The organism is Amycolatopsis keratiniphila subsp. keratiniphila (genome assembly GCF_001620365.2).
GTDB classification, from domain to species: domain Bacteria; phylum Actinomycetota; class Actinomycetes; order Mycobacteriales; family Pseudonocardiaceae; genus Amycolatopsis; species Amycolatopsis keratiniphila.
On sequence record NZ_LQMT02000030.1, the window covers coordinates 128,484 to 151,581 of the forward strand.

The 23,098-nt window shown below is 68.0% G+C and carries 22 protein-coding genes; 9 read left to right on the top strand and 13 right to left on the bottom strand.

The genetic code is table 11. The features are described 5' to 3' along the window. Nucleotides 1-2: 2 nt before the first annotated feature. Nucleotides 3-461 carry a membrane protein gene (locus tag AVR91_RS28910; RefSeq protein WP_037346056.1) on the bottom strand — a complete coding sequence of 153 codons (459 nt, stop codon included), beginning with the start codon at nucleotides 459-461 and terminating at the stop codon, nucleotides 3-5. A 156-nt stretch (nucleotides 462-617) separates the two neighbouring features. On the opposite strand from AVR91_RS28910, the gene AVR91_RS28915 reads away from it, so the two are divergent. Further along, nucleotides 618-1,514 carry an ABC transporter ATP-binding protein gene (locus AVR91_RS28915; protein ID WP_063272444.1) on the top strand — a complete coding sequence of 299 codons (897 nt, stop codon included), beginning with the start codon at nucleotides 618-620 and terminating at the stop codon, nucleotides 1,512-1,514. Beyond that, nucleotides 1,504-2,328, top strand: a complete 825-nt coding sequence (locus AVR91_RS28920; protein ID WP_063272440.1) for an ABC transporter permease — start codon at nucleotides 1,504-1,506, stop codon at nucleotides 2,326-2,328. Before AVR91_RS28915 ends, AVR91_RS28920 begins: the two co-directional genes overlap by 11 nt. 58 nt (nucleotides 2,329-2,386) lie before the next feature. Here AVR91_RS28920 and AVR91_RS28925 read toward each other — a convergent pair whose 3' ends face one another. The 3 genes from AVR91_RS28925 to AVR91_RS28935 form a co-directional block, all read right to left on the bottom strand. Then, entirely contained in the window at nucleotides 2,387-3,244 is an 858-nt protein-coding gene (locus AVR91_RS28925; RefSeq protein ID WP_063275703.1) for an aldo/keto reductase family oxidoreductase, read from the bottom strand. Nucleotides 3,245-3,330: 86 nt separating this feature from the next. Then, a complete protein-coding gene (locus tag AVR91_RS28930; protein ID WP_063275704.1) occupies nucleotides 3,331-3,999 on the bottom strand; it encodes a TetR/AcrR family transcriptional regulator in 669 nt (222 codons plus the stop codon). Nucleotides 4,000-4,029: 30 nt separating this feature from the next. Further along, nucleotides 4,030-4,443 (bottom strand): PGPGW domain-containing protein, encoded by a 414-nt coding sequence (locus tag AVR91_RS28935; RefSeq protein WP_016331690.1) that lies wholly within the window; start codon nucleotides 4,441-4,443, stop codon nucleotides 4,030-4,032. A gap of 128 nt (nucleotides 4,444-4,571) precedes the next feature. Here AVR91_RS28935 and AVR91_RS28940 point away from each other — a divergent pair, with 128 nt between their 5' ends. Further along, nucleotides 4,572-4,913 carry a YciI family protein gene (locus AVR91_RS28940; RefSeq protein WP_063275705.1) on the top strand — a complete coding sequence of 114 codons (342 nt, stop codon included), beginning with the start codon at nucleotides 4,572-4,574 and terminating at the stop codon, nucleotides 4,911-4,913. A gap of 320 nt (nucleotides 4,914-5,233) precedes the next feature. On the opposite strand, the gene AVR91_RS28945 is transcribed toward AVR91_RS28940, so the two are convergent. Further along, complete coding sequence (locus AVR91_RS28945; protein ID WP_063275706.1) at nucleotides 5,234-5,815, bottom strand: FMN reductase; 582 nt, start codon at nucleotides 5,813-5,815, stop codon at nucleotides 5,234-5,236. Beyond that, nucleotides 5,812-6,885, bottom strand: coding sequence for an LLM class flavin-dependent oxidoreductase (locus tag AVR91_RS28950; RefSeq protein WP_016331687.1), 1,074 nt, complete (start codon nucleotides 6,883-6,885; stop codon nucleotides 5,812-5,814). The genes AVR91_RS28945 and AVR91_RS28950 overlap by 4 nt, the downstream gene beginning before the upstream one ends. Before the next feature lie 135 nt (nucleotides 6,886-7,020). Here AVR91_RS28950 and AVR91_RS28955 point away from each other — a divergent pair, with 135 nt between their 5' ends. After that, nucleotides 7,021-8,442: a glycoside hydrolase family 76 protein gene (locus tag AVR91_RS28955; RefSeq protein WP_211282783.1), complete on the top strand. Its 1,422-nt coding sequence runs from the start codon at nucleotides 7,021-7,023 to the stop codon at nucleotides 8,440-8,442. Here AVR91_RS28955 and AVR91_RS28960 read toward each other — a convergent pair. Then, nucleotides 8,426-9,319 carry a hypothetical protein gene (locus tag AVR91_RS28960; RefSeq protein WP_228709382.1) on the bottom strand — a complete coding sequence of 298 codons (894 nt, stop codon included), beginning with the start codon at nucleotides 9,317-9,319 and terminating at the stop codon, nucleotides 8,426-8,428. The genes AVR91_RS28955 and AVR91_RS28960 overlap by 17 nt on opposite strands. A 278-nt stretch (nucleotides 9,320-9,597) precedes the next feature. Between AVR91_RS28960 and AVR91_RS28965 the strand changes: the two genes are divergently transcribed. Both AVR91_RS28965 and AVR91_RS28970 read left to right on the top strand, forming a co-directional pair. Then, nucleotides 9,598-11,649, top strand: coding sequence for a DNA gyrase/topoisomerase IV subunit B (locus AVR91_RS28965; protein WP_063275708.1), 2,052 nt, complete (start codon nucleotides 9,598-9,600; stop codon nucleotides 11,647-11,649). Between the two features lie 29 nt (nucleotides 11,650-11,678). Beyond that, nucleotides 11,679-14,165: a DNA gyrase/topoisomerase IV subunit A gene (locus AVR91_RS28970; RefSeq protein ID WP_063275709.1), complete on the top strand. Its 2,487-nt coding sequence runs from the start codon at nucleotides 11,679-11,681 to the stop codon at nucleotides 14,163-14,165. Nucleotides 14,166-14,429: 264 nt separating this feature from the next. On the opposite strand, the gene AVR91_RS28975 is transcribed toward AVR91_RS28970, so the two are convergent. The 5 genes from AVR91_RS28975 to AVR91_RS28995 are packed head-to-tail and all read right to left on the bottom strand — an operon-like array spanning nucleotide 14,430 to nucleotide 19,000. Further along, nucleotides 14,430-15,641, bottom strand: coding sequence for an acyl-CoA dehydrogenase family protein (locus AVR91_RS28975; RefSeq protein ID WP_063275710.1), 1,212 nt, complete (start codon nucleotides 15,639-15,641; stop codon nucleotides 14,430-14,432). Next, a complete protein-coding gene (locus AVR91_RS28980) occupies nucleotides 15,638-16,507 on the bottom strand; it encodes an SDR family oxidoreductase (RefSeq protein ID WP_063275711.1) in 870 nt (289 codons plus the stop codon). The genes AVR91_RS28975 and AVR91_RS28980 overlap by 4 nt, the downstream gene beginning before the upstream one ends. 10 nt (nucleotides 16,508-16,517) lie before the next feature. After that, the gene (locus AVR91_RS28985; protein ID WP_063275712.1) at nucleotides 16,518-17,360 is read right to left on the bottom strand and encodes a MaoC/PaaZ C-terminal domain-containing protein; all 843 of its coding nucleotides are present in this window, start codon (nucleotides 17,358-17,360) and stop codon (nucleotides 16,518-16,520) included. Next, nucleotides 17,357-17,788, bottom strand: coding sequence for a type II toxin-antitoxin system Rv0910 family toxin (locus tag AVR91_RS28990; protein WP_016331679.1), 432 nt, complete (start codon nucleotides 17,786-17,788; stop codon nucleotides 17,357-17,359). Before AVR91_RS28990 ends, AVR91_RS28985 begins: the two co-directional genes overlap by 4 nt. A gap of 18 nt (nucleotides 17,789-17,806) precedes the next feature. Then, nucleotides 17,807-19,000 carry a lipid-transfer protein gene (locus tag AVR91_RS28995; RefSeq protein WP_199755096.1) on the bottom strand — a complete coding sequence of 398 codons (1,194 nt, stop codon included), beginning with the start codon at nucleotides 18,998-19,000 and terminating at the stop codon, nucleotides 17,807-17,809. A gap of 180 nt (nucleotides 19,001-19,180) precedes the next feature. Here AVR91_RS28995 and AVR91_RS29000 point away from each other — a divergent pair, with 180 nt between their 5' ends. Together AVR91_RS29000 and AVR91_RS29005 are read left to right on the top strand one after the other, a co-directional pair. Further along, entirely contained in the window at nucleotides 19,181-20,128 is a 948-nt protein-coding gene (locus tag AVR91_RS29000; RefSeq protein WP_228709383.1) for a hypothetical protein, read from the top strand. 9 nt (nucleotides 20,129-20,137) lie between these two features. Further along, nucleotides 20,138-20,845: an RraA family protein gene (locus AVR91_RS29005; RefSeq protein ID WP_063275714.1), complete on the top strand. Its 708-nt coding sequence runs from the start codon at nucleotides 20,138-20,140 to the stop codon at nucleotides 20,843-20,845. Nucleotides 20,846-20,989: 144 nt separating this feature from the next. Here AVR91_RS29005 and AVR91_RS29010 read toward each other — a convergent pair whose 3' ends face one another. Then, nucleotides 20,990-21,811 (bottom strand): ThuA domain-containing protein, encoded by an 822-nt coding sequence (locus tag AVR91_RS29010; protein WP_063275715.1) that lies wholly within the window; start codon nucleotides 21,809-21,811, stop codon nucleotides 20,990-20,992. A gap of 124 nt (nucleotides 21,812-21,935) precedes the next feature. Between AVR91_RS29010 and AVR91_RS29015 the strand changes: the two genes are divergently transcribed. After that, complete coding sequence (locus AVR91_RS29015) at nucleotides 21,936-22,814, top strand: LysR family transcriptional regulator (protein WP_063275716.1); 879 nt, start codon at nucleotides 21,936-21,938, stop codon at nucleotides 22,812-22,814. The last annotated feature ends 284 nt before the right edge of the window (nucleotides 22,815-23,098 follow it).

Genomic DNA, 23,098 nt, shown 5'->3' on the forward strand with positions numbered 1-23,098 from the left:
TCTCAGGCCCCGGTGGTCGATCCGGGCCGCACGATCATCAACACCGTCACCACGGCCCACAGCAGATTGAACATCCCGGTGTACATCGCCACCCGCCCGGCGGTGACCGGCGCCGACGGCGGCTCCGCGTCCAGCGCGGCGAGGATCGCGTTCTGCCCGGGCAGCACCAGCAACGCCAGCACACCGGCGGCCGCGGCGGTGAGCACGATCGACACGATCACCCACGCGTCGCCGAAGACCCGCATGCTGCCCGCCGTCGCCAGCCCGAAGAACGGCACCGCGATACCGAAGATCGCGTAGACGCGGCAGATCCGGTTGAGCGCGCGCAACACGGACAGGCCGGAACCCGGTTCGGCGAAGGCCTTCCGCGCCGCGGCGGGGAACATGCTCGCCGCGACGGTGACCGGGCCGACCGCGATGACGGCGGCGAGCACGTGGAGGATCAAGAGGATTTTCGACACGCCGCCGAGCCTATGATCGTCACCGCGGTGTCCGGTACCGGTGTTTTCGACAGATGTCGCAGGATTCCGGCCATCCGGCTACGTCCGACGACGTACGCGTGGTGCCGCTCGTGAACGGATGTGGTGACCGCCTCCCCCGGGACACCATTCGTCACCATGAACCTTCCCGTGGACACAGACGAACTCACGAAACGGTACGGCGAACAACTCGCCGTCGACCGGATGAAACTGACCGTGCTGCCCGGCGAGATCTACGGTTTCCTCGGCCCGAACGGCGCGGGCAAGACGACGACGTTGCGAATGCTGCTGGGCCTCGTCCGGCCGACTTCCGGCAGCGTCCGGCTGTTCGGCAGGCCGCCCGGCGACCTCGACGGTGTCGGCGCCCTGATCGAATCGCCGGGGTTCTACCCGTACCTCTCCGGCTCGGACAATCTCAAAGTTCTGGCCAGATACAGCGGAACGGACCCGCTGCGCGTCGGCGAGGCGCTCGCGATGGTCGACCTCGCCGATCGCGGCAAGGACCGGTATTCCACCTACTCCCTCGGCATGAAGCAGCGGCTCGGAGTCGCGGCGGCGCTGCTGAAGGATCCGCGGCTGCTGATCCTCGACGAGCCGACCAACGGGCTCGACCCGGCCGGGATGGCCGACATGCGGGTGCTGATCCGGCGGCTCGGCGCGGAGGGCTGCACCGTGCTGCTGTCGAGCCATCTGCTGGGCGAGGTGCAGCAGATCTGCGACCGCGTCGGCGTCGTCTCGCACGGGCGGCTGGTCGCGGAGAACACGGTGGCCGAACTGCGCGGTGGCACGGTGCTGCACATCGAGTCCGACGAGATCACGCGTGCCGCCGGCCTGGTGCGGCGCTGGATCGGCGCGGAGAACGTCCGCGAGAGCGGCACCGGTCTCGATCTGACCGTGGAGCCGGACCGCGCGTCGTGGCTGAACCGCGAACTCGTCACGGAAGGGATCGCGGTGCGTGAACTGCACGTCCGCGAACGGGATCTGGAACAGGTCTTCTTCGAGCTCACCGGAGAGGCGGCAGGTCATGTGGGGTAGCTGCACCGCCGAACTGGCGAAACTCGTCCGGCGCCCGGCGAACTGGTTCATGCTGGGGATCGCCGTCGCGCTCGGCCTGACGTTCACCTATCTGCTGCCGCTCGCGGGTGCGGCGGGCTCGTCGAGCGGGGCCCCCGGTACGGATCGCGGGCTGGCCGCGACCCTGCCGTCGAACCTGGTCGGCAACGCGATCGGCGGGCTGCCGGTGTTCCTCGGGGCGATCCTGCTCGTGCTCGGGGTGCTGGCCGTCGGCACCGAATACGGCTGGAGCACGTGGAAGACCGTGCTGACACAAGGACCTTCGCGGCTGACCGTCTACAGTGGAAAGTTGTTCGCACTGACCGTCGCTTCGCTGACCGTCGTGCTGACGAGCTTCGCGACCGGCGCGACCACCAGCGCGCTCATCGCCTCTTCGGAAGGCGAGCCGATGAACTGGCCGTCGTTCGGATCGCTGCTGACGGGGATCGGCGCCGGCTGGCTCATCGCGATGACGTGGGCGGCACTCGGCGCGGCGCTCGCCATCGCGATGCGCGGGGTCGCGCTGCCGATCGGGCTCGGCCTGGTGTGGCTGCTGGTGGTGCAGAACCTGCTGTTCGGGGTCGCGGCCCCGCTGGTGGACTGGGTCGCCACGCTCCAGCTGGCGCTGCCGGGAGCCAACGCCGGTTCGCTGGCGGCGTCGCTCGGTGCTTCGGGCGCGACGCCGGGAGTCGGGGAACTCGTCGGCGCCTCGCAGGCGACGCTGGTGGTGGCCGGCTACCTGGTCGTCTTCGCCGGTGTCGGCGGCTGGCTGCTGCGGCGCCGGGATGTCCTCTGAAGCGCGTGAAGGCCCCCTTCCCTCGGCTGAGCCGAGGGAAGGGGGCCTTCACGGACGGCTAGGCGAGGGCGTCGAGGTCCGCCAGGACGTCGGCGGGCAGTTCGAGGTCCGCCGCGGCGACGTTCTCCCGCAGGTGCGCGGGCGACGACGTGCCCGGGATCAGCAGGATGTTCGGCGACCGCTGGAGCAGCCACGCGAGCGCGACCTGCATCGGCGTCGCGCCGACCCGGCGGGCGCAGTCGTCGAGCACGCCCGATTGCAGCGGCGTGAACCCGCCGAGCGGGAAGTAGGGCACGAACGGGATGTTGATGGCCGCGAGGGCGTCGAGGAGCCCGTCGTTGGCGCGGTTCGCGACGTTGTACTCGTTCTGCACGCAGACGACCGGCGCGATGGCGCGCGCTTCCTTGACCTGCTCCGCCGAGACGTGGCTCAGGCCGAGGTGCCGGATCAGGCCCTGCTGCTGAAGCTCGGCGAGCACCTCGAACGGCTCCTTGATCGAGACCGGGATCGGGAAGACGCCGTGCTCCCCCGCGAGCCGCAGGTTGACCACGTCGAGGACGTCGAGGCCGAGGTTGCGCAGGTTGTCGTGGACCGCGGAGGTCAGCTCCTCGCGCGAGAGCGCCGACGGCCAGCCCTTGTCCGGAGACCGCTTCGCGCCGACCTTCGTGACGATGTGCAGCTCGTCCGGGTACGGGTGCAGGGCCTCGCGGATCAGCTCGTTGGTCGTGTGCGGACCGTAGAAGTCGCTCGTGTCGATATGGGTGACGCCCAGCTCGACCGCCTCGCGGAGGACGGCGATCGCGGCGTCGCGGTCGCTCGGCGGGCCCCAGATGCCGGGGCCGGACAGCCGCATGGCGCCGTAGCCCATCCGGCTCACGGTGAGATCGCCGAGGGTGAGGGTGCCGCCTGGGCTCATGATCGCTCCTTGTGCAAGTGGGTTCCGCTCACCTTATGCAGGGTCTCCTCGCCCGGCGCGTGCGGGAAGGGAGCAAGGGACCTTTGCTACCACTCGGGCCGCTGACCTGCGCGAACAGCCAGGCCGACCAGCTGGTTCGCCAGCCCTTCGGTCAGGCCGTGGACGAACATCGCCTGGCCGTCGGGCGCTCCGCGTTCGGCCAGGACCGTCGCCACGGCCTCGCCCGGGTTCGCGTAGGGCCACAGTCCCGCGACGAGGATGAAGACCGCCTTCGCGAAGTACCCGCCCGCTTCGGCGTCCAGCGTCACTCGAGCCCGAACGATTCCCTCGAGCCGTTCGGTCCGTTCAGCGGCCCGCGTCTTGAACGCCCGCGCGGTCTCCACGGAGATGTTGCGTTCCAGTACCGCGGCCATCGTGCTGATCAGCTCGCACAGCAGGCGCTGCCGCGAGATCGACGTCGCGATGACGCTCGCGACTCGCTCGTAGCCGGGACCGTCGAGGGCGGTCAGCTCGCCTTCGAGTTCATCGAGCCACGAGACCCAGGCCGAGTCCAGGACCTCCAGGAAGATCGCCTCCCGGCTGTCGAAGTACCGCAGCACGTTCGACTTCGCCAGGCCCACCCGATCGCTCAGTTCCCGCAGGCTGATGCGGGAGACGGGCCGCTCGGCCAGGAGTTCGCGCGCCACTCCGAGGATCGCCGCGCGCCGGGCCTCGACCTGTTCCGGCCGCCGTGCGCGCTGGAAGTCGGGTGCCACGCGGCGTCACGGTACCAGACCACCCGGCTGTTATTCGGCGTTCGCGGCCCTCCGCGCCTGCACCCGCTTGTAGCTCCAGATCAGCAACGCGAACAGGATGAGCCCGGAAAGGATCAGGCTCGACCCGGTGCTCCAGCCGCCGAGGGGCAACCCCGGCACGAGTCCCCAGACGACCCCCGCGGCCAGCAGCCCGAGCCCCGCGAGCACCGAACCCGCGATGCGCAGCGGAGACGAAACGCTGTCCTCGGCCGCCTTCATCGCCCTGTCGCGGATCGGATCGACGTACTTCTCCACGGCGGGGAACTCCGAGGCCAGCACGAGCAGACCCGCGAGCACCAGCAGCAACCCGGGCCCTGGCAGCACGAGCAGCGCGATCCCGACCAGCAGGAGAATGAGGCCCGCGATCAGGATCAACACCTGCTTCACGGGTTTTCCGATGCCCACCGTCGTCTCCTCGCCGTCGTCCGTTCCCTCGATTGTGCCGGTCGGGACGGGAAAGCGCTGGTCCTGATGGTCTGTTTCGGAGGAGACCGTTCGTCGGGGTGATGAACTGTACGACCTGAGGAGGACCGATGCGCTACATGTTGCTGATCTGCGGGACGCCGTTCCCCGGTGCGGACGACTGCGATGACCCGCTGGACGAACGGACCCAGGAATGGGTCGACGAGATGACCGCGCGCGGGGTGCGGCTGTCCGGCAGCAGGCTCCGGTCGGCTGCCACCGCGACCACCGTGCGCCACCGCGACGGCGAACTGCTCGTCTCGGACGGGCCGTTCGCGGAGACGAAGGAACAGATCCTCGGCTACGACCTGATCGAGTGCGCCGATCTCGACGAGGCGATCGAGGTCGTGTCGAAGCATCCGGTCTCGAAGTTCGCGACCGTCGAGATCCGGCCGGTCTGGCCGACCCCTTGAACGCGCCTCGTAAGCGGCAAGGACGGCCGTCCGATGTCATCGAACTCCGAGACCCGCGCGCCCTTCGACGAACGGCCGATCTGGCCGCCCCCTGAATGCGCCTCGTGTCGTGGCCGGCGAGTGTGGGGGTCACCGCGAGTAAGGGGTGTGTGGATATAGGGACGTTGAATGTCCCTATATCCACACACCCCCTCGTAACCGGACCGATCACGGAGGGACTGTGTGGATTTCTGGTCATCCAACGCCCCAATATCCACACAGTCGGCTCCCTGAACGTGCCTCGCCACTCACGAGAGCTCACGAGAGCAAAGGTCCCTTGCTCACCCACCGGCCAACAGCTGCTCGAACGGCACGAACCCGCTCTCCGGAGCTCCAGCGGGCGAGTCCGAAGACAGCCGCGAGGCGAGTTCCCGCCCAGCCCGCGACGCCCGTTTGTCGAGGTCGCCCGGAGAAGCCCAGTCCGACGAAGCCGCGTACACCGCCGTCGCGACCGGCTCGGCGCGAAGATAGGCGAAGAGCGGACGAAGCGCGAAGTCGAGCACCAGCGAGTGCCGTTCGGTCCCACCGGTGGCACCGATCAGCACCGGCTTACCGTCGAGCGCCTTCTGGTCCAGCACGTCGAAGAACGACTTGAACAGTCCGCTGTACGACGCGGTGAACACCGGCGTGACGGCGATCAGGGCGTCCGCGGTGGTCACCGTGTCGATGGCCGCCCGCAGGGCCGGGGAAGGGAACCCGGTCAGCATGTTCTTCGTGACGTCGACGGCCAGGTCGCGGAGTTCGATCACCTCGATCTTCACCTCCGGCAGCGCGACGGAAACCGCCGCGGCGAGCTTGTCGGCGAGCAACCGCGTCGAGGACGGCTGGCTCAAACCGGCGGTGACGACAGCGATCGTGGTCATGCCAGGACCTCCAAACGAGAAGCGTGCGTAGGGGCTTCCGGCACGTGCGCCGGCCGAAGCGAGTCGAGTTCCTTGCGCAGCACCGGGATCACGTGCTCGCCCAGCAGGTCGAGCTGTTCCAGCACGGTCTTCAGCGGCAAGCCGGCGTGGTCCATCAGGAACAGCTGGCGCTGGTAGTCGCCGAAGTGCTCGCGGAAGGTCAGCGTCTTGTCGATCACCTCTTGCGGGCTGCCGACGGTCAGCGGCGTCTGCTCGGTGAACTCCTCCAGCGACGGCCCGTGCCCGTACACCGGCGCGTTGTCGAAGTACGGCCGGAACTCCCGCACCGCGTCCTGCGACTTGGGCCGCAGGAACACCTGTCCGCCCAGCCCGACGATGGCCTGGTCCGCCTTGCCGTGCCCGTAGTGCTCGTACCGCTCGCGGTAGAGGTTGATCAACGCCTGGAAGTGCTCCTTCGGCCAGAAGATGTGGTTCGCGAAGAACCCGTCGCCGTAGTAGGCGGCCTGTTCCGCGATCTCCGGGCTGCGGATCGAGCCGTGCCAGACGAACGGCGGGACACCGTCGAGCGGCCGCGGCGTCGAGGTGAACTCCTGCAGCGGTGTCCGGAACTTGCCGGACCAGCTGACCACGTCCTCGCGCCACAACCGGTGCAGCAGGTGGTAGTTCTCGATGGCGAGCGGGATCCCCTGCCGGATGTCCTGCCCGAACCACGGGTACACCGGGCCGGTGTTGCCGCGTCCCATCATCAGGTCGACGCGGCCGTCGGCGAGGTGCTGCAGCATCGCGAAGTCCTCGGCGATCTTCACCGGGTCGTTCGTGGTGATCAGCGTGGTCGAGGTGGAAAGGATGATCTTCGACGTCTGCGCGGCGATGTAGCCGAGCATCGTCGTCGGCGACGAAGGCACGAAGGGCGGGTTGTGGTGCTCGCCGGTCGCGAAGACGTCGAGGCCGACCTCTTCGGCCTTGAGCGCGATCCGCACCATCGCCTTGATCCGCTCGTACTCGCTGGGCGCCTCCCCGGTGGTCGGGTCGGTCGTCACATCGCCCACCGTGAAGATTCCGAACTGCATGACCTGCTCCCTAGGCCGGGGTTACGTTGCTTGAGCGTTCAACTTCACGCACGCAAGAAGTATTCCAGACCATCGACGCGGGCTGAAAGGGTGACTTGATCGGCCCGAAAAGTGACCGCCCCCACACTCGAATCCATGTGGCTCACCTCCCTGCTTGTGACAACGTTGACATTCGCTCTCACGCCGGCCACCACTCCCGAACCCACCGTCGCGGCGACGATCTGCGCCAAGTACTGCGACAGCCGCGACCCCGCCTTGGCCGTCGGCGAAAGAAGACCCGGCACGGCCTCCGTATGGGGCCGCGCCATCACGCTTCACCTCTCCGACGGCGACAACATGGGCTGGGGCAGCATCGGCAACGGCGACCCCGGCGACGAAGTCTGGCTCGACCGCTCCTTCGACGGCGGCCGCACGTGGGCGGGCGACAGCCGGATCGGCGACACGAAGATCCCGGCCGGTCAACGCGGCTGGCGAACCCTGATGTTCAACGTCGACGACCCCGCCACCCACCGCTTCGGCGCCCTGCGCGCCTGCGGGAAGGCGGGCAACCGGCCGGAAATCGCCTGCACGGCTTGGTTCCGCACCACGGTCGCAGCCAAGGACCGCACGGAGGCCGCGGCCACCGCGCTCATGCAGTTCTACGACGACGGCACCGGGCTCTGGCAGACCACGGGCTGGTGGAACTCGGCGAACGCGCTCACCGCGATCCTCGACTACAGCACGCGAACCGGCTCACAGAACTACCGCTACGCCATCGGCAACACCTTCGACCGCAACCGCGGCAACAATTTCACCAACGAATACATCGACGACACCGGCTGGTGGGCGCTCGCCTGGATCCGGGCCTACGACCTCACGAAGGATCGCCGCTATCTCGACACCGCCGTCATCGCGGCGGACTACATGTACTCCTACCGCGACGGCACCTGCGGCGGCGGGCTCTGGTGGTCGACGGCGAAGACGTACAAGAACGCCGTCACCAACGAGCTGTACGTCAAGGTGGCCGCCTCACTGCACAACCGGCTCCCCGGCGACACCCGCCAGCTGGCGCGGGCACGCGAGGTCTGGGACTGGTTCCGCGCGAGCGGCATGATCAACGGGAGTTCCCTGATCAACGACGGCCTGAACGCCTCCTGCGCCAACAACGGCCAGGCCGTCTGGAGCTACAACCAGGGAATCGTCCTCGGCGCGCTGGTCGAACTGCGGCGCGCGACCGGTGACGCCGCCCTGCTCACCACGGCCCGGCGGCTCGCGGACGCCTCCACCACCACGTCGCTCCTGCACGCGAACGGGATCCTGCGCGACCCGTGCGAATCCGGTGACTGCGGCGCCGACGGGCCGTCGTTCAAGGGCGCGTACGCCAGGGGGCTCGGCGAGCTGGACCGGGCGCTGGCGGGCAGGCCGTACCGCGCTTACCTGACGCGCCAAGCGAACGCGACGATCACGAACAACCGCACGTCGCTCGACCAGCACGGCCTGCGCTGGGCGGGGCCGGTCGACAAGATCGACGCGGCCCGTCAGCACAGCGCGCTGGAGGTCCTCACGGCAGCTCTTTGAGCACCGGATCCGGGACGTGCAGCCAGGCGCGGACCTCGGTCTCCTTCTCGTGCACGAGCACCTGCCGGTAGCTCATCGTGTCGAGACCGGGGCCGCCCTGGTCCTGGACGTCCTCGTGGAACCGGTCCGACACGAGCACCACCACGGGCGACTCGTCCGGCGCTTCGGCGAGCGCGTCCCGCAGCACGCGCGAGTCCAGCAGCCGGGCAAGCAGCACCTTCGGCCGCCCCGTCACGCCGTACTCGTCGAGCGCGATCTCGCCGGCGTGGATCGCCACCCGCACCCGGATCCGTAGACCGGGTTCGGTGACGACGTTGTAGCGGGCCAGTTCCGCGGTCAGCCGGGAAAGCAGCGGATACACCAGCCGGAACTTCGGGAAATGCGGCGGGACCACGACGATCATGCCGTCCCCGGTGTCGCGCTTCAGGCAGGCGTCCCAGGCGATCCCGCTGGCCTCGAAGGCAGTGGCGAGGAGGCCGAAGAGCATCCGCCGGACCTGGACGAAGATCTCGCTGCTGCGGCCGACCTGGCCGAAACCGGAGATGTCGATCGAGAACAGCCCGCAGTGCATGCCGGACTCGACCCACGCCGTCGGCGGCGGATAGAGGATCTTCGTCCGCAACCTGGCGAGGTGGACGCAGGTCACGGTGACGAACAGGATCGTGCCGAAGAGCCAGGCGAACGAGAGCATCGCCTCCGACTCGCCTTCCGACGCCGCCCGCTCCAGCAAGAACGTCATCGCGACGGCGATGCCGCCGTAGCCGAGCACGAACAGCCAGAGGATGCCCCGCCGCAGCCGGATCGCGGCGTGCGCGACCGGGAGCAGCGCGAGCATGCCGAAGGACCCGACGACCACCACGAAATACCAGAGACTCACGACGCGTTGTGCGGTCGAGACGCGTGTGCGACCGGTTCCGACGGCCACCTTGTTCCCCCCGTCACCCTGTGACACCGGAAACGATAACGCCTCATCCGAGCCCGGTGGAAGCCGCTTTCCCCAGCCGTGACCCGCCCATCGGGACAGGGTGATGCGCCACACCGGGGGCTCGGGAGAACGAAGCTGTCGGAGGGGGCGGATATCCTCCAGTACGGTGTCGCGTTGAACACCACCTCCACGAGCTAGTTCGCGAGCCACGACTCCAGGAGAAGTACCCAGTGACTGCTGAGACCCTGTACGGGGCCGACGACCTGACGCATCTCGAGGGTCTGGAAGCGGTCCGCAAGCGCCCCGGGATGTACATCGGCTCCACCGACAGCCGCGGTATCAACCACCTGTTCTCCGAGGTCGTGGACAACTCGACCGACGAGGGCGTGGCGGGTCACGCCACGAAGATCGTGGTCACCCTGCACGCCGACGGCAGCGTCCAGGTCGACGACGACGGCCGCGGCATCCCCACCGGCACGCACGCCAAATCCGGTTTGTCCGGCGTCGAGCTGGTGCTCACCAGGCTGCACGCGGGCGGCAAGTTCGGCGGCTCCGGCTACAAGACCTCCGGTGGTCTGCACGGTGTCGGCGCCTCGGCGGTGAACGCGCTGTCGCACCGCTTCGACGTCACGGTGAAGCAGAGCGGCAAGGTCCACCAGATGTCGTTCGCGCACGGCGTCCCCGGCGTGTTCGACGGGCCCGGCCCGAAGGCCAAGTTCACCCGCAAGTCCGGGCTGAACATCACCGGCAAGATGAAGCGCGGGGAGCGCTCCGGCACGTCGATCCGGTACTGGTACGACTCGCGCTACTTCGAGAGCGGCGCCGCGCTCGACGTCGAAGGCGTCCGCGCGAAGATGCGCAACACGGCGTTCCTCGTCCCCGGCGTCACGTACGTGTTGCGCACGGCCGTGGACGATTCGATCAGCGAAGAGACCTTCCACTTCCCCAACGGCCTCGCCGACATGGTCGACTTCCTCGCCCCGGACAGCGAAAAACCCGTCTGCGGCACGCTGATCATCAACGGCGAGGGCACGTACAAGGAGAACGCGGCCGACGCCAGCGGTGTCATGCAGTCCAATGTGGTGCGTCACGCGGAGGTCGAGGTCGCGCTGCGCTGGGGCACCGGCTACGAGCGCACGGTGGAGTGCTTCACCAACACCATCCGCAACGTGCACGGCGGCACCCACCGCCGCGGTTTCGACCGCGCGGTGCTGAAAGCCTTGCAGGACGCCATTTCCAAAACCCGAGGGCTGCTCAAGCCCAAGGAGGACATGCCCACCGTCGAAGACGTGCTCGAAGGCATGACGGCGGTCGTCCACGTCCGGCTGCCCGAGCCGCAGTTCACGTCGCAGACCAAGGACGAGCTGTCCACCGCCGGCATCACCCGCGTCATCCAGGGCATCGTCGACAAGCACATCCGCGCCTGGACCGAAGAGCGCAAGACCAAGTCCGAGGCGAAGATCGTGCTGCAGAAGGTGGTCGACGCGGCACGCGTCCGGCTCACCCAGAAGCAGCAGAAGGACGCCGCCCGGCGCAAGACCGCGCTCGAAGGCGCGGCCATGCCGCCGAAGCTGGTCGACTGCCGCACCACCGGCGTCGCCCGCAGTGAGCTGTTCCTCGTCGAGGGTGACAGCGCCCTCGGTTCGGCGCGGATGGCGCGCGTCTCGGAGTACCAGGCGCTGCTTCCCTTGCGCGGCAAGATCCTCAACGTCCAGAAGGCGTCGCTCGGCGACACCTTGAAGAACGCCGAGATCGCCTCGATCGTGCAGGTGCTCGGCGCGGGCAGCGGGCGCACGTTCGACCTGTCGACCATGCGCTACGGCCGGGTGATCCTGATGGCCGACGCGGACGTCGACGGTTCGCATATCCGCACGCTGCTGATCACGCTGTTCGCCAAGTACATGCGGCCGGCGATCGAGGACGGCAGGCTCTACGCCGCGATGCCGCCGCTGCACAAACTGGTCACCAAGGGCCGCAACCCGGAAACCCATTTCACCTTCACCCAGAAGGAGATGGAGACCAAGTACGCGGAGCTGGAGCGGGCGGGCAAGCAGATCGTCACGCCGGTGCCGCGGTTCAAGGGTCTCGGCGAGATGGACGCCGACGAGCTGTGGGAGACCACGATGAACCCGGCCACCCGCTCGGTCCGCCGGATCACCCTCGACGACGTCGAAGCCGCGGAGAACGCGCTCGAACTGTTGATGGGCGAGAAGGTCGAGCCACGCCGCAACTGGCTGGTCGAATCCTCCGACCGGGTCGACCGCGAAGCCATCGACGCCTGATTTCGCTGCTATTCAAGGAGCTTTGAGCAATGGCACGCCGCAAGGGCACCACCACCAAGGTCGATCCCTCCGCGTTCGACAAGCCCGGCGCGAACGTCTTCGACAACTCGCTGAAGACGGAGATCGAGGATTCGTACCTGGAGTACGCCTACTCGGTCATCCACTCGCGGGCGCTCCCGGACGCGCGGGACGGTCTGAAGCCGGTGCACCGCCGGATCATGCACTCGATGAACGAGAACGGCTACCGGCCTTCGCACGCGTACGTGAAGTCGGCGCGTGTCACCGGCGACGTGATGGGCAAGTACCACCCGCACGGTGAGACGGCGATCTACGACGCCATGGTCCGGCTCGCGCAGGACTTCTCGCTCAACGTCCCGCTGATCGACGGGCACGGCAACTTCGGCTCCCCCGACGACGGCCCGGCCGCCTCGCGGTACACCGAGGCGCGGCTGTCCCCGGAAGCGATGCTGCTGGTCGGTGAGCTCGGCGAGGACACCGTCGACTTCCGGCCGAACTACGACGGCTCGCTCGAAGAGCCGTCGGTGCTGCCCGCGGCCTTCCCGAACCTGCTGGTGAACGGCACGTCCGGGATCGCGGTCGGGATGGCGACCAACATGATCCCGCACAACCTGTCCGAGGTCATCGGCGCGGCGCGGTGGCTGATCAACCACCCGAACGCCACCCTCGACAAGCTGATGGAGTACGTCCCGGGTCCCGACCTGCCGACCGGTGGTTCGCTGCTGGGGCTGGACGAGGTCCGCCGCGCGTACGAGACCGGCCGTGGTGTGGTGCGGATGCGCGCCAGCGCCGAGACCGGGCCGCTGGAAGGCAGCCGCGGCCGTCAGGCGATCACCATCACCGAGCTCCCGTACGGCGTCGGCCCGGAGAAGGTGATCGAGAAGATCACCGACGAGGTCAACAAGTCCAAGCGGCTCACCGGGATCGCCGACGTCAAGGACCTCACCGACCGCGAGAACGGCACGCGGCTGGTCATCGAATGCAAGGTCGGCGTGAACCCGCAGGCGCTCCTGGCGGATCTGTACCGGCTCACGCCGCTGGAGCAGTCGTTCGGCATCAACAACCTGGTGCTGGTGGACGGGCAGCCGCAGACGCTGGGGCTCAAGGCACTGCTGGAAGTCTTCCTCAGCCACCGCTACGAGGTCGTCACCCGCCGCACGCGCTACCGGCGCCGCAAACGCGAAGAGCGTCTGCACCTGGTCGACGGTCTGCTGATCGCCCTGCTCGACATCGACAAGGTGATCAAGCTGATCCGCGACAGCGAGAACGCCGCGGCCGCGAAGGACGGCCTGATGAAGCGGTTCAAGCTCTCGGAGATCCAGGCGACCTACATCCTGGACACCCCGCTGCGGCGGCTCACCAAGTACGACCGGATCGAACTCGAAGCCGAGCAGGACAAGCTGCGCGGGGAGATCGCCGAGCTGTCGAAGATCCTCGACGACGAGTCGGTGCTGAAGAAGGTCGTCTCGGGCGAGCTGGCCAAGGTCGCCAAGGACCACCCCACCGAACGCCGCACCGCGCTGATCGACGGTGACCTCAAGGAGGTCCTCGCCGCGTCGAAGCCGTCGGGTCCGCTGGAGGTCGCCGACGATCCGTGCCAGGTGATCCTGTCGGCCACCGGGCTGGTCGCCCGGACCGCGGCGGAATCGGAGGAGGCGTCGGAAGTGCGGCGCCGCAACGGCCGCGTCAAACACGACTCGGTGGCCGCGGTGGTCCATTCGACCGCGCGCGGGCAGGTGCTGCTGGTGACGAACCGCGGCCGCGCGTTCAAGACCGACGTGCTGCCGCTGCCGGTTCTGCCCGAACAGGCGGGCACGGTGTCGCTTCGCGGCGGTATGGCCGCGAAGGAACTGGCGCCGCTGGAGAAGGGCGAGCGCGTCATCGGCCTGGCCCCGCTCGGCGAGCAGGCCGCAGGCTCCCCCGGCCTCGCGCTCGGCACGAAGCACGGCGTCGTGAAGGTGTGCGCGCCGGAATGGCCGGTCCGCTCCGACGAGTTCGACGTGATCAGCTTGAAGGACGGCGATGAGGTCGTCGGTGCCACCTGGCTCACCGACGGCAACGAGACGCTGGCGTTCCTGTCGTCCGAAGCGTCACTGCTGCGCTACGCCGCTTCGCTGGTGCGGCCGCAGGGTCTCAAGGGCGGCGGCATGGCGGGCATCGTCGTCCGCGGCGACGCGGAAGTGGTCTTCTTCGGCGCGATCCGCACCGACGACGCCGAACACGGCGAGCCGATGGTCGTCACCGCGACCGGCGCGAGCGTCAAGGTGACCCCGTTCAGCGAGTACCCGGCCAAGGGCCGCGCGACCGGCGGTGTCCGGGCGCAGCGGTTCCTCAAGGGCGAAACGCGCTTGATCGTCGGCTGGATCGGTCCGCGTCCCGCCGGTGCCGCCCGCAACGGCGACCCGGTGGAACTCCCCGAGGTCGACCTCCGGCGCGACGGCTCCGGCCACGCCCACCCCGGCCCCGAGGTCGTCGGTCACCTCATCGAACGCGACTGACCCCGCACTCACGTGATTGGGCGCGTAACTCGCGTGATTGAAGCCGGAACTCACCCACCTCGTGAGTTCCGCCTCCAATCACGCGAGTTCCGGCCCCAATCACGCGAGTCACGCCTTCAGTCACGCGTGTCGTCCATCTGATCACGCGTGTCGTCCGTCCGATCACGCGTGTCGTCCGTCCGATCACGCGTGTCGTCCGTCCGATCACGCGTGTCGTCCGTCGGGCCGCCGGATCCCGAGTGGTAGCAAAGGTCCCTTGCTCCCTCAGCGGCCCAGCAGGCCCTTCGCGATGTGCGTCACCTGGATCTCGTTGCTCCCCGCGTAGATCATCAGCGACTTCGCGTCCCGCGCCAGCTGCTCCACCCGGTACTCCGCCATGTACCCGTTGCCGCCGAACAGCTGCACGGCCTCCATCGCGACCTCGGTGGCTGCCTCCGACGAGTACAGCTTCATCGCCGAAGCCTCGGCCAGCGTCGGCATCTTGCCCGCGCGCAGGGTCTCGATCAGCTGGAACACCATGTTCTGCACGTTGATCCGCGCGACCTCCATCTTCGCCAGCTTGAGCTGGATCAGCTGGAACCGCCCGATCTCCTGGCCCCACAGCTTCCGGTTCTTCGCGTAGTCCACGCACAACCGGTGGCATTCGTTGATGATCCCGAGCGCCAGCGCCGCGACCCCGATCCGCTCGACGGCGAACCCGGACTTCACCTCGGCCTTGCTGTCACCGTCGCGGCCGCTCTCGGACTCGCCGAGCAGCCGGTCCCGCCCGAGCCGGACGTCGCTGAAGAACAACTCGCCGGTCGGTGACGACATCATGCCCATCTTCTTGAACGGCTTGCCTTGGGTGAGTCCCGGCATGCCCTTGTCGAGCACGAACGTCAGCACCTTGCGATCCCGCACGTCCGAGCCGTCGTCGAGCTTCGCGTACACGATGATCGTGTCGGCATAAGGCCCGTTGGTGATGAACGTCTTCTGTCCATTGAGGACGTACTCGTCACCGTCGCGCCGCACCGACGTCTTCATACCGCCGAAAGCGTCCGAGCCGGAGTCGGGTTCGGTGATCGCCCACGCCCCGACCTTCTCGAACGTCGCCAGCCCAGGCAGCCATCGTTCCTTCTGCGCTTGCGTGCCCTTGGTCAGGATCGTCTGCGCGGTCAGCCCGATGCTCACGCCGAGCGAAGCGACGATGCCGAGGCTGACCCCGGCCAGTTCGCTCACCGCGATGAGCGCCATCGCCTCCTGCCCACCGAACGCCAGACCGCCACCCGAACCTGATCCAGGAGACTTCGACAGCAGTTTCGACACCGATTCCCGCGCGAGCGCGTCGATGCCGAAGGACGCGAACATCTTCCGGATGATGTCGTACGGCGGCAGCGTCCCGCTTTCCAGCGCGTCGAGGTGCGGCCGGATCTCCTTGTCGACGAACTCCCGGATCGCGTCCCTGATCAGCAGTTCTGTCTCGGACCACTCGATCACGGGAGCCTCGCGGCGATGTCGTCGATCTCCCAGGCGGCCTCGGTCTCGATCACCTTGACGTCGTGCCAGCCCGCGAGTTCGGAGATCGCGCCGCCCTGCACCGCGAACACCTTGCCGGTGAGCGGGCACTTCTCGGTCGCCAGGTAGGCCACCAGCGGTGAGATGTTCGCCGGGGAGAACGCGTCGAACTCCCCTTCTTCCACTTCCTGCGCGAAGATCGCGCCCATGCCCGGCGTCGCCAGGGTGAGCCGCGTGCGCGCGATCGGCGCGATCGCGTTCACCCGCACGCCGTAGCGTTCCAGCTCCTCGGCGGCGACCAGCGTCAGCGCGGCGATACCCGCCTTCGCCGCGCCATAGTTCGCCTGGCCAGCGTTAGGCAGTGTGGTCCCGGACGCAGAGGCGGTGTTGATCACCGAACCCGCCACCGGCTCGCCGGCCTTGCTCGCGCTCTTCCAGTACGCGGCCGCGTGCCGCAGCACCGCCGCGTGCCCCTTCAGGTGCACGGCGATCACGGAATCCCATTGGGACTCCTCCAGTCCCGCGATGAACGCGTCGCGCAAGATGCCCGCGTTGTTCACGACGACGTCCAGCCTGCCGAACTCACCCACCGCCTGCGCGACCAGGTCCTCGGCGCCCGACCAGTCGGCGACGTTGGCCGTGTTCGCCACCGCCTTCCCGCCCGCCGCGCGGATCTCGTCGACGACCTCCTGCGCGGGCCCGGCGTCGCTGCCGCTGCCGTCGTTCGCGCCGCCGAGGTCGTTGACCACCACGCTCGCGCCCTCCCGCGCGAACAGCAGCGCGTGCTCGCGGCCGATCCCGCGTCCGGCGCCGGTGATGACGGCGACGCGTCCGTCGAGTGCTCCCATGGCTTTGCTCCTACTCCGCGAATTCCGCGAGACCGTCTTTGATCACGACGGTTTGGCCGACGGTTGTTTCGAACGCGTAGCTCCCGGCGCCCGCGCGCCAGATGTGCGTCGTCAGGTCCTGGCCGGGCAGCACCGGCTTGGCGAACCGGACGGCGAACCGCTTCAGTCTGTCCACATCGGACTCGGCGACCTCGGTCAGCAGCGCCCACGAAGTGAACGCCATGGTGCACAGGCCGTGCGCGATGATCCCCGGCAGCCCCGAGTCCTTCGCGACCTCTTCGTCGAGATGGATCGGCATCGGGTCGCCGGCGGCGGGCGCGTACCGATAGGTCTGGTCGTCGTCGACGTGCTGGTTCACCTTCGCCACCGGCGCCTGCGCACGGAGGCCTTCGTCGAACTTGTGGTCCGGCCCGAGTTCGCCGCGCGTCTCCCCGGTGTCGAACCCTCGCACGAACAGTGTCACGTACTGCTCGTTGACCAGGTCGCCGTCGTCGGTCCGGCATTCGAGGTGGATGGTGCCGCGGGTGCCGTTCGGCAAGCCTTCGTAGCCGGTCATCCGCGCCCGCGACACGAGCTTGTCGCCGGGACGGATCGGCCGGTGCAACCGGAACTCCTGCTCCCCGTGCACGATCCGGCCGAACAAGCCGACCGGGACGACCTCGAGCGCGGGCTCCATCAGCGACTCGAACACCGGCACGATCGCGAACACGGGGCTCGCGACGTCACCGGCGAGATGTGCCGGGATCGGGTCGTTCGTGGCCTTCGCGTACTCGATCAGCCGCTCGCGGGTGACCTCGAACCGCGAGTCGTCGGTCCATTTGCCGAGCCCGCCGGGGTCGAACCGCTCGGTCACGAGACCAGCGCCTTGAAGTTCTCGAGGGAGGCGTCGAGGTTCTTCTTGCCGTCCTTCTCGACGGCCTTGCCGAGCGCGCCGACGATCATCTGACCGGCGAACTCCGCGTCGATGCTGGCGAGTGAACCGTCTCCGGACGCCTCCACGGACAGCTCGAACTTGACCTTCACCCCGGCCATCCCGGTGCCGGAGATCGCCAGCTTCGACGGTGCCTCGAACTCGTCGACGGTCCAGGTGATGGTGTTCGGCATCCCGAGCATCGTGACGACCTCGGAAGCCTGTGCTCCCTTGGAGAATTCCGCGGGGACCTCGCCCTTCCACTTGGTGTGGATGGTCAGCCACTTCTCGAAGTTGTTGGGGTTGGAGAACTCCGCCCACACCTTGTCGGGAGCGGCGGGGAGTTCGACGGAGGCACTGATCTTGCCCATGGTTCTTTCCTTTCGGGATCAGCGCTCGGCGCGCTGGTAGGCGGTGACGACGGCGGCGCCGCCGAGTCCGATGTTGTGCTGCAACGCGGCCTGGACGCCGTCGACCTGGCGTTTGTCGGCGGTCCCGCGCAGCTGCCAGGTAAGTTCGGCACACTGCGCGAGGCCGGTGGCGCCGAGCGGGTGTCCCTTGGAGATCAGCCCGCCGGAGGGGTTGACGACCCACTTTCCGCCGTAGGTGGTGTCGCCGGAGTCGACGAGCTTCCCGGCCTCCCCTTCGGCGCAGAGCCCGAGCGCTTCGTAGAGCAGGAGTTCGTTGGCGGAGAAGCAATCGTGCAGCTCGATGACCTGGAAGTCCTCCGCGCCGAGCCCGGCCTGGTCGTACACCTGGCGGGCGGCCTGGACGTTCATGTCGTAGCCGATGATGTTCTTCGCCGTCCCGTCGAAGGTGCTGGCGAAGTCGGTGGTCATCGCCTGCCCGACGATCTCCACGGCCTGCCCGGCCAGCCCATGCGAGTCCACAAAGGACTCGCTGGCGAGGATCGCCGCGCCGGAACCGTCCGAGGTCGGCGAGCACTGGAGCTTGGTGAGCGGGTCGTAGATCATCCGCGAATCGAGGATGTCCTGCAGGGAATAGCTTTCCTGGAACTGCGCGTACGGGTTGTTCACCGAGTGCCGGTGGTTCTTCTCGCCGATCTTGGCGAAGTGCTCGGCGGTGGTGCCGTAGGTCTTCATGTGCTCGCGGCCCGCCGCGCCGAACATCCACGGCGCTGGAGGGAAGAGCACCTCCGAGATCTCCGCGAGCGCCTGGATATGCCTGCCCATCGGCTGCTCGCGGTCGTCGTAGGTCGAGCCCAGTGATCCAGGCTGCATCTTCTCGAAGCCGAGCGCGAGCGCGCAGTCCGCGCGGCCGCCCCGGATCGCTTCCGCGGCCAGATAGAGCGCGGTCGACCCGGTCGAGCAGTTGTTGTTGACGTTGACGACCGGGATCCCGGTCATGCCGAGTTCGTAGACCGCGCGCTGCCCCGAGGTCGACTCGCCGTAGACGTAGCCGACGTAGGCCTGCCGCACCTCGTCGAAGGAGATCCCGGCGTCGGCGAGCGCCTTGGTCCCGGACTCCTTGGCCATCTGCGGGTAGTCCCAGCCCTCGCGGCGTCCGGGTTTCTCGAACTTCGTCATGCCCACGCCGACGACGTACACCTTGTTGGCCACCACGACGCTCCTTGTCGTTGCCGGGTCGCTGCTGCCACTGAAGATACAGACAGGTCTGTATTTATCAACCCTTACATACAGGTCTGAACGGATGTTATTCACGGCACGTTACGTGTCAGGTGACGCAGACGGGCGAGCCACACCCCCGTTAAACAGGGAGAACACGGCTCACAGGGGGTAAAGATGAAACGGACGAGCATGGTCTTGGCGGCCACCGTCGCCGCCGGTCTGCTGTCGGCGGGCACCGCGTCGGCGAGCGGCTGGACGATGAGCTACCTACGCCCGCCAGGTGGAGACGCCATCCGTGTGGTGGCCACCGACGGGGCCGGGAGCTACGCGGGACACTCCAACCGGGGACTGCTCACCTGGTCGGGCTGGATGGTGCGGAACCACGGTTTCCCGGCGGGCTACGACACGGTCGAAGCCGTGGACGAGAACACGTCGAGGGCCATCCTCGCGAACGGGTACTCGATCTCGACGAGGACCGACCGCTCGTTCGTGTACCAGAACGGCGGGTTCCAGCTCCTGGAGACGGTCCCGGGGTACGCCCAGACGGTCGTCACCGGGATGAACAACCGCGGCGACATCGTCGGCGAAGTGTTCAACGATCCGCGATACGGCTCGTGGGCGGCGTTCTGGCCGGCCGACGACCGCGCGCACCCGGTGTTGCTGGACTCCGCGCCGCTGCTCGGGCCGGTGGACATCGATCACGACGGCACGATCCTGATGCAGGAGCAGGGCGGCGGCGCCTGGCTCTGGAAGGACGGCGTGGCACGGCAACTCGTCCTTCCCGAGGGCGTCCGTGAGGCACGCGCCATCGCGATCCGGGACGGCAAGGTGCTGGCCGACCTCCAAGGGGGCCAACGGCTTTGGACGGCCCATGACACGTCCATCCCGGTGCCGGAGACCATGACGGTGACCGCGCTGAACGGGTCGGGACTCCTCACGGGCTGTTTGCGAACCATGGGGACCGACACGATTCCCGCGGCGTGGACGCCGGGCGGCCCGGTCGAGACGCTTCCCGCGCCGTCCAGCGCTTGCGGCGCCATCGTGGGCGACAACGGTGAAGTCATGGGGACGCTGCAGGACGACGACTACTACGACAAGCTCGTGGTGTGGCGCCGTGGCTAAAGTCGGGGTATGGATCCCGAAGAGCTTCGGCAGCGGTTCTCCCTGCTGACCACCGCACACCTGACCGACGGCTGCGTCCGCGCCGGCGTTCAGGTCCGGTGCGCGCCCGCGGGCACGCACTCGGTCGTGCCCGGCGCCCGCGTGGCCGGGCGGGTCACCCCCGTCCGGCACGTCGGCAGCGTCGACGTCTTCCTGGAGGCGTACGAAATCGCGAACCCCGGCGACGTCCTCGTCGTCGACAACGGCGGCAGGCTCGACGAGAGCTGCGTCGGGGACCTCGCGGTCCTTGAAGCGGAGGCGGCCGGGCTGAGCGGCGTGGTGATCTGGGGACTGCACCGCGACACCACCGACATCAAGAAGATCGGACTGCCGGTGTTCAGTCTCGGCTCGATCCCCACCGGTCCGCTTTCGGTCTCCGCCCGCCCGGACGGCGCGCTCGAATCGGCCGTCGTCGGGGAGTGGACGGTGACGCGGGAAGACCTCGTGTTCGGCGACGAGGACGGCGTCCTGTTCATCCCGTCCGCCCGGGCGGACGAGGTCCTGGACCGCGCCGAGGGCATCCGCGACACCGAGCGCCGCCAGGCCGACCGGATCCGCGCCGGAGAGTCGCTTCGCGAGCAGGTCCGCTTCGCCGACTTCCTCGCGGAGCGGGCGAAGTCGCCTTCGCTGACGTTTCGGCAGCACCTGCGGGCGGTCGGGGGCGCCATCGAGGAGTAGCAAGGGACCTTTGCTACCACCTGGCCCGGGGCACACCGCGCCCGTCGTCCGTGAAGGCCTCCTTCACTACCTTCAGGGTAGGCAAGGAGGCCTTCACGGCACCACGGGAGAGCAAGGGACCTTTGCTACCACTCGCGGCCCGGCTCACCCTCGCACGGCTTGCCTCCCGCCGAGCCACAGCAGCCCGTCGACGACGAAGCGGTTCTGCACCTCACTGGCGAAACTCGACGAAAGCGGCTGGTTCGTCTCGTAGTTCATCTTGTTGTGCCCGAAGTTCGCGTAGAGCATCTTGTACTTCGCGTTGGTCCAGAGGATCGGGTAGTACCCGCTGTACCAGGACTGGTTCGGGTCGGTGCCGAGCGGGAAACTCACCGGATCCACCGACGCGAGGATCCTGATGTCCGGGTTCCCGCGGAGGTCGCGGTTCCAGGCGTACCACTCGCTCACCGACGAGGTGAACGTCGCGGGCAGCCGCGTGGTCGAGGGATGCGGCCGGTTCTCCACCTTCAGTGTCGCCGTCGTCGGGCCCCAGGTGTTGGACTTGAACGCGCCCGTGCCGAGGAACCTGTTGTGGTACCAGTCCCATGTGGACGGATTGGTGTTGAAAGCGGCCACGTGGAAGCCGAAGAACGCGCCGCCCGCGTTCATGTAGCGCTCGAAGCCCGAGCGCTGCGCGGAGGTCTGCGGCAGGTCGTCCAGGAACAGCACGACCTGGTACTGCGAGGGCTGCAACGAGCTCAGCCGGTTCCAGTCGTTGGTCGCCGTGTAGCTGAAGTCGTTCTGTGAAGCGGTTTTCGGGAACCACTGATTGGCTTCCTTGACGAAGCTGATGTGCGCCGCGTCGTAGGTGCCGTTGTAGAAAGCGAGCACCTTGAACGCGGGTGCCGCCTGCGCCGTCACCGGCGCCAACGCCAGTGCGAGACACGAAACGAACAGCAGAGCGAGCCGGACCGCGAATTTCGTCATACCCACCACCCATGCCGGAAGCGTGTAAGTTCACATCTTGAATTAACATTTGACAAAGCGCCAGACCTGCGAAAAAGACGGTTCCCACTGACCGGCACCGGCGCCTATCGATAACCTGGAGATTATGGAACTGCGGGATATCGAGATCTTCCTGGCGCTGGCCGACGAACTGCATTTCGGCCGCACCGCGGAACGCCTGCACGTCTCGCAGGCGAGGGTGAGCCAGACGATCAAGCAGGTGGAGCGCCGGATCGGCGTACCGCTGTTCGCCCGCACGAGCAGGCGGGTCCGGCTCACGCCGATCGGCGAGCGGCTGCGGGACGACCTCGGCCCCGCCTACCGCGCGCTGCACGAAGGCATCGACCGCGCGATCGCGGCCGGCCGCGGGATCGGCGGTGTGCTGCGGCTGGGCTTCGAAGCACCGGGCGTCGCCGACCTGACCGGAGACCTGCTGGACCGTTTCCGGCAGCGCTACCCGGACACCGAACTGCTGATCCGCGAGGCCGACTTCGCCGACCCGTTCGCGATGCTGCGCTCGGGTGAGATCGACGTGCTGGTGACACTGCTTCCGGTCGACGAACCCGATCTCACGACCGGACCGGCCGTGTACACCGAACCGATGGTGCTCGCGGTGTCGTCGAAACACCCTTTCGCGCGACGTGAGTCAGTGACCCTGGACGACCTCGCCCGCGACACCGTCCTTCGCGCGGCGCATCCGCCGGAGCCGTACTGGATCGAGGAACCGCGACAGTGGCTGACGCCGGCAGGGCACCCCGTAAGCCGTGGAACGCCCTTCGCGACCTTTCAGGAACTACTCGCCGCGATCGCCACCGGAGCCGGCATCTGCCCGCTCGCCGCACACGCGCGGGAGTACTTCAGCCATCCGCGGATCCGCTTCGTGCCCTTCGCCGGCTCACCCGACGTCGAGTGGGGCCTCGTCTGGCCGCGCTCCGCCGAGACAGCCCGCGTACAGGCCTTCACCTCCGTCGCTCCACGCCCCTGACCTGCGAAAAGGGAGCAAGGGACCTTTGCTACCACGTCCCCGGCGGGCGGAAGTGTGTGGAAATAGGGACGTTGAGTGTCCCTATTTCCACACACCCTGCACGGCGCGTAGCGGTGTTGACTGACCGTGTGGATTTTTGGCGCGTTGGATGACCAGAGATCCACACGGTCACCACGGCGCGGGGAGCAAGGGACCTTTGCTACCACCCGGCCGCCCCCACCGACCCCGAACAGCGTGAAGGCCCCCTTCCCTCGGCTGAGCCGAGGGAAGGGGGCCTTCACGGG

Coding starts and splice junctions, on each gene's coding strand:
- AVR91_RS28955 (WP_211282783.1), top strand. CDS start 7,021: ATGTGGCTCACCTCCCTGCTTGTGACAACGTTGACATTCGCTCTCACG.
- AVR91_RS29010 (WP_063275715.1), bottom strand. CDS start 21,811: ATGACGAAATTCGCGGTCCGGCTCGCTCTGCTGTTCGTTTCGTGTCTC.
- AVR91_RS28940 (WP_063275705.1), top strand. CDS start 4,572: ATGCGCTACATGTTGCTGATCTGCGGGACGCCGTTCCCCGGTGCGGAC.
- AVR91_RS29015 (WP_063275716.1), top strand. CDS start 21,936: ATGGAACTGCGGGATATCGAGATCTTCCTGGCGCTGGCCGACGAACTG.
- AVR91_RS28980 (WP_063275711.1), bottom strand. CDS start 16,507: ATGGGAGCACTCGACGGACGCGTCGCCGTCATCACCGGCGCCGGACGC.
- AVR91_RS28970 (WP_063275709.1), top strand. CDS start 11,679: ATGGCACGCCGCAAGGGCACCACCACCAAGGTCGATCCCTCCGCGTTC.
- AVR91_RS28925 (WP_063275703.1), bottom strand. CDS start 3,244: ATGAGCCCAGGCGGCACCCTCACCCTCGGCGATCTCACCGTGAGCCGG.
- AVR91_RS28950 (WP_016331687.1), bottom strand. CDS start 6,885: ATGCAGTTCGGAATCTTCACGGTGGGCGATGTGACGACCGACCCGACC.
- AVR91_RS29000 (WP_228709383.1), top strand. CDS start 19,181: ATGAAACGGACGAGCATGGTCTTGGCGGCCACCGTCGCCGCCGGTCTG.
- AVR91_RS29005 (WP_063275714.1), top strand. CDS start 20,138: ATGGATCCCGAAGAGCTTCGGCAGCGGTTCTCCCTGCTGACCACCGCA.
- AVR91_RS28990 (WP_016331679.1), bottom strand. CDS start 17,788: ATGGGCAAGATCAGTGCCTCCGTCGAACTCCCCGCCGCTCCCGACAAG.
- AVR91_RS28945 (WP_063275706.1), bottom strand. CDS start 5,815: ATGACCACGATCGCTGTCGTCACCGCCGGTTTGAGCCAGCCGTCCTCG.
- AVR91_RS28920 (WP_063272440.1), top strand. CDS start 1,504: ATGTGGGGTAGCTGCACCGCCGAACTGGCGAAACTCGTCCGGCGCCCG.
- AVR91_RS28915 (WP_063272444.1), top strand. CDS start 618: ATGAACCTTCCCGTGGACACAGACGAACTCACGAAACGGTACGGCGAA.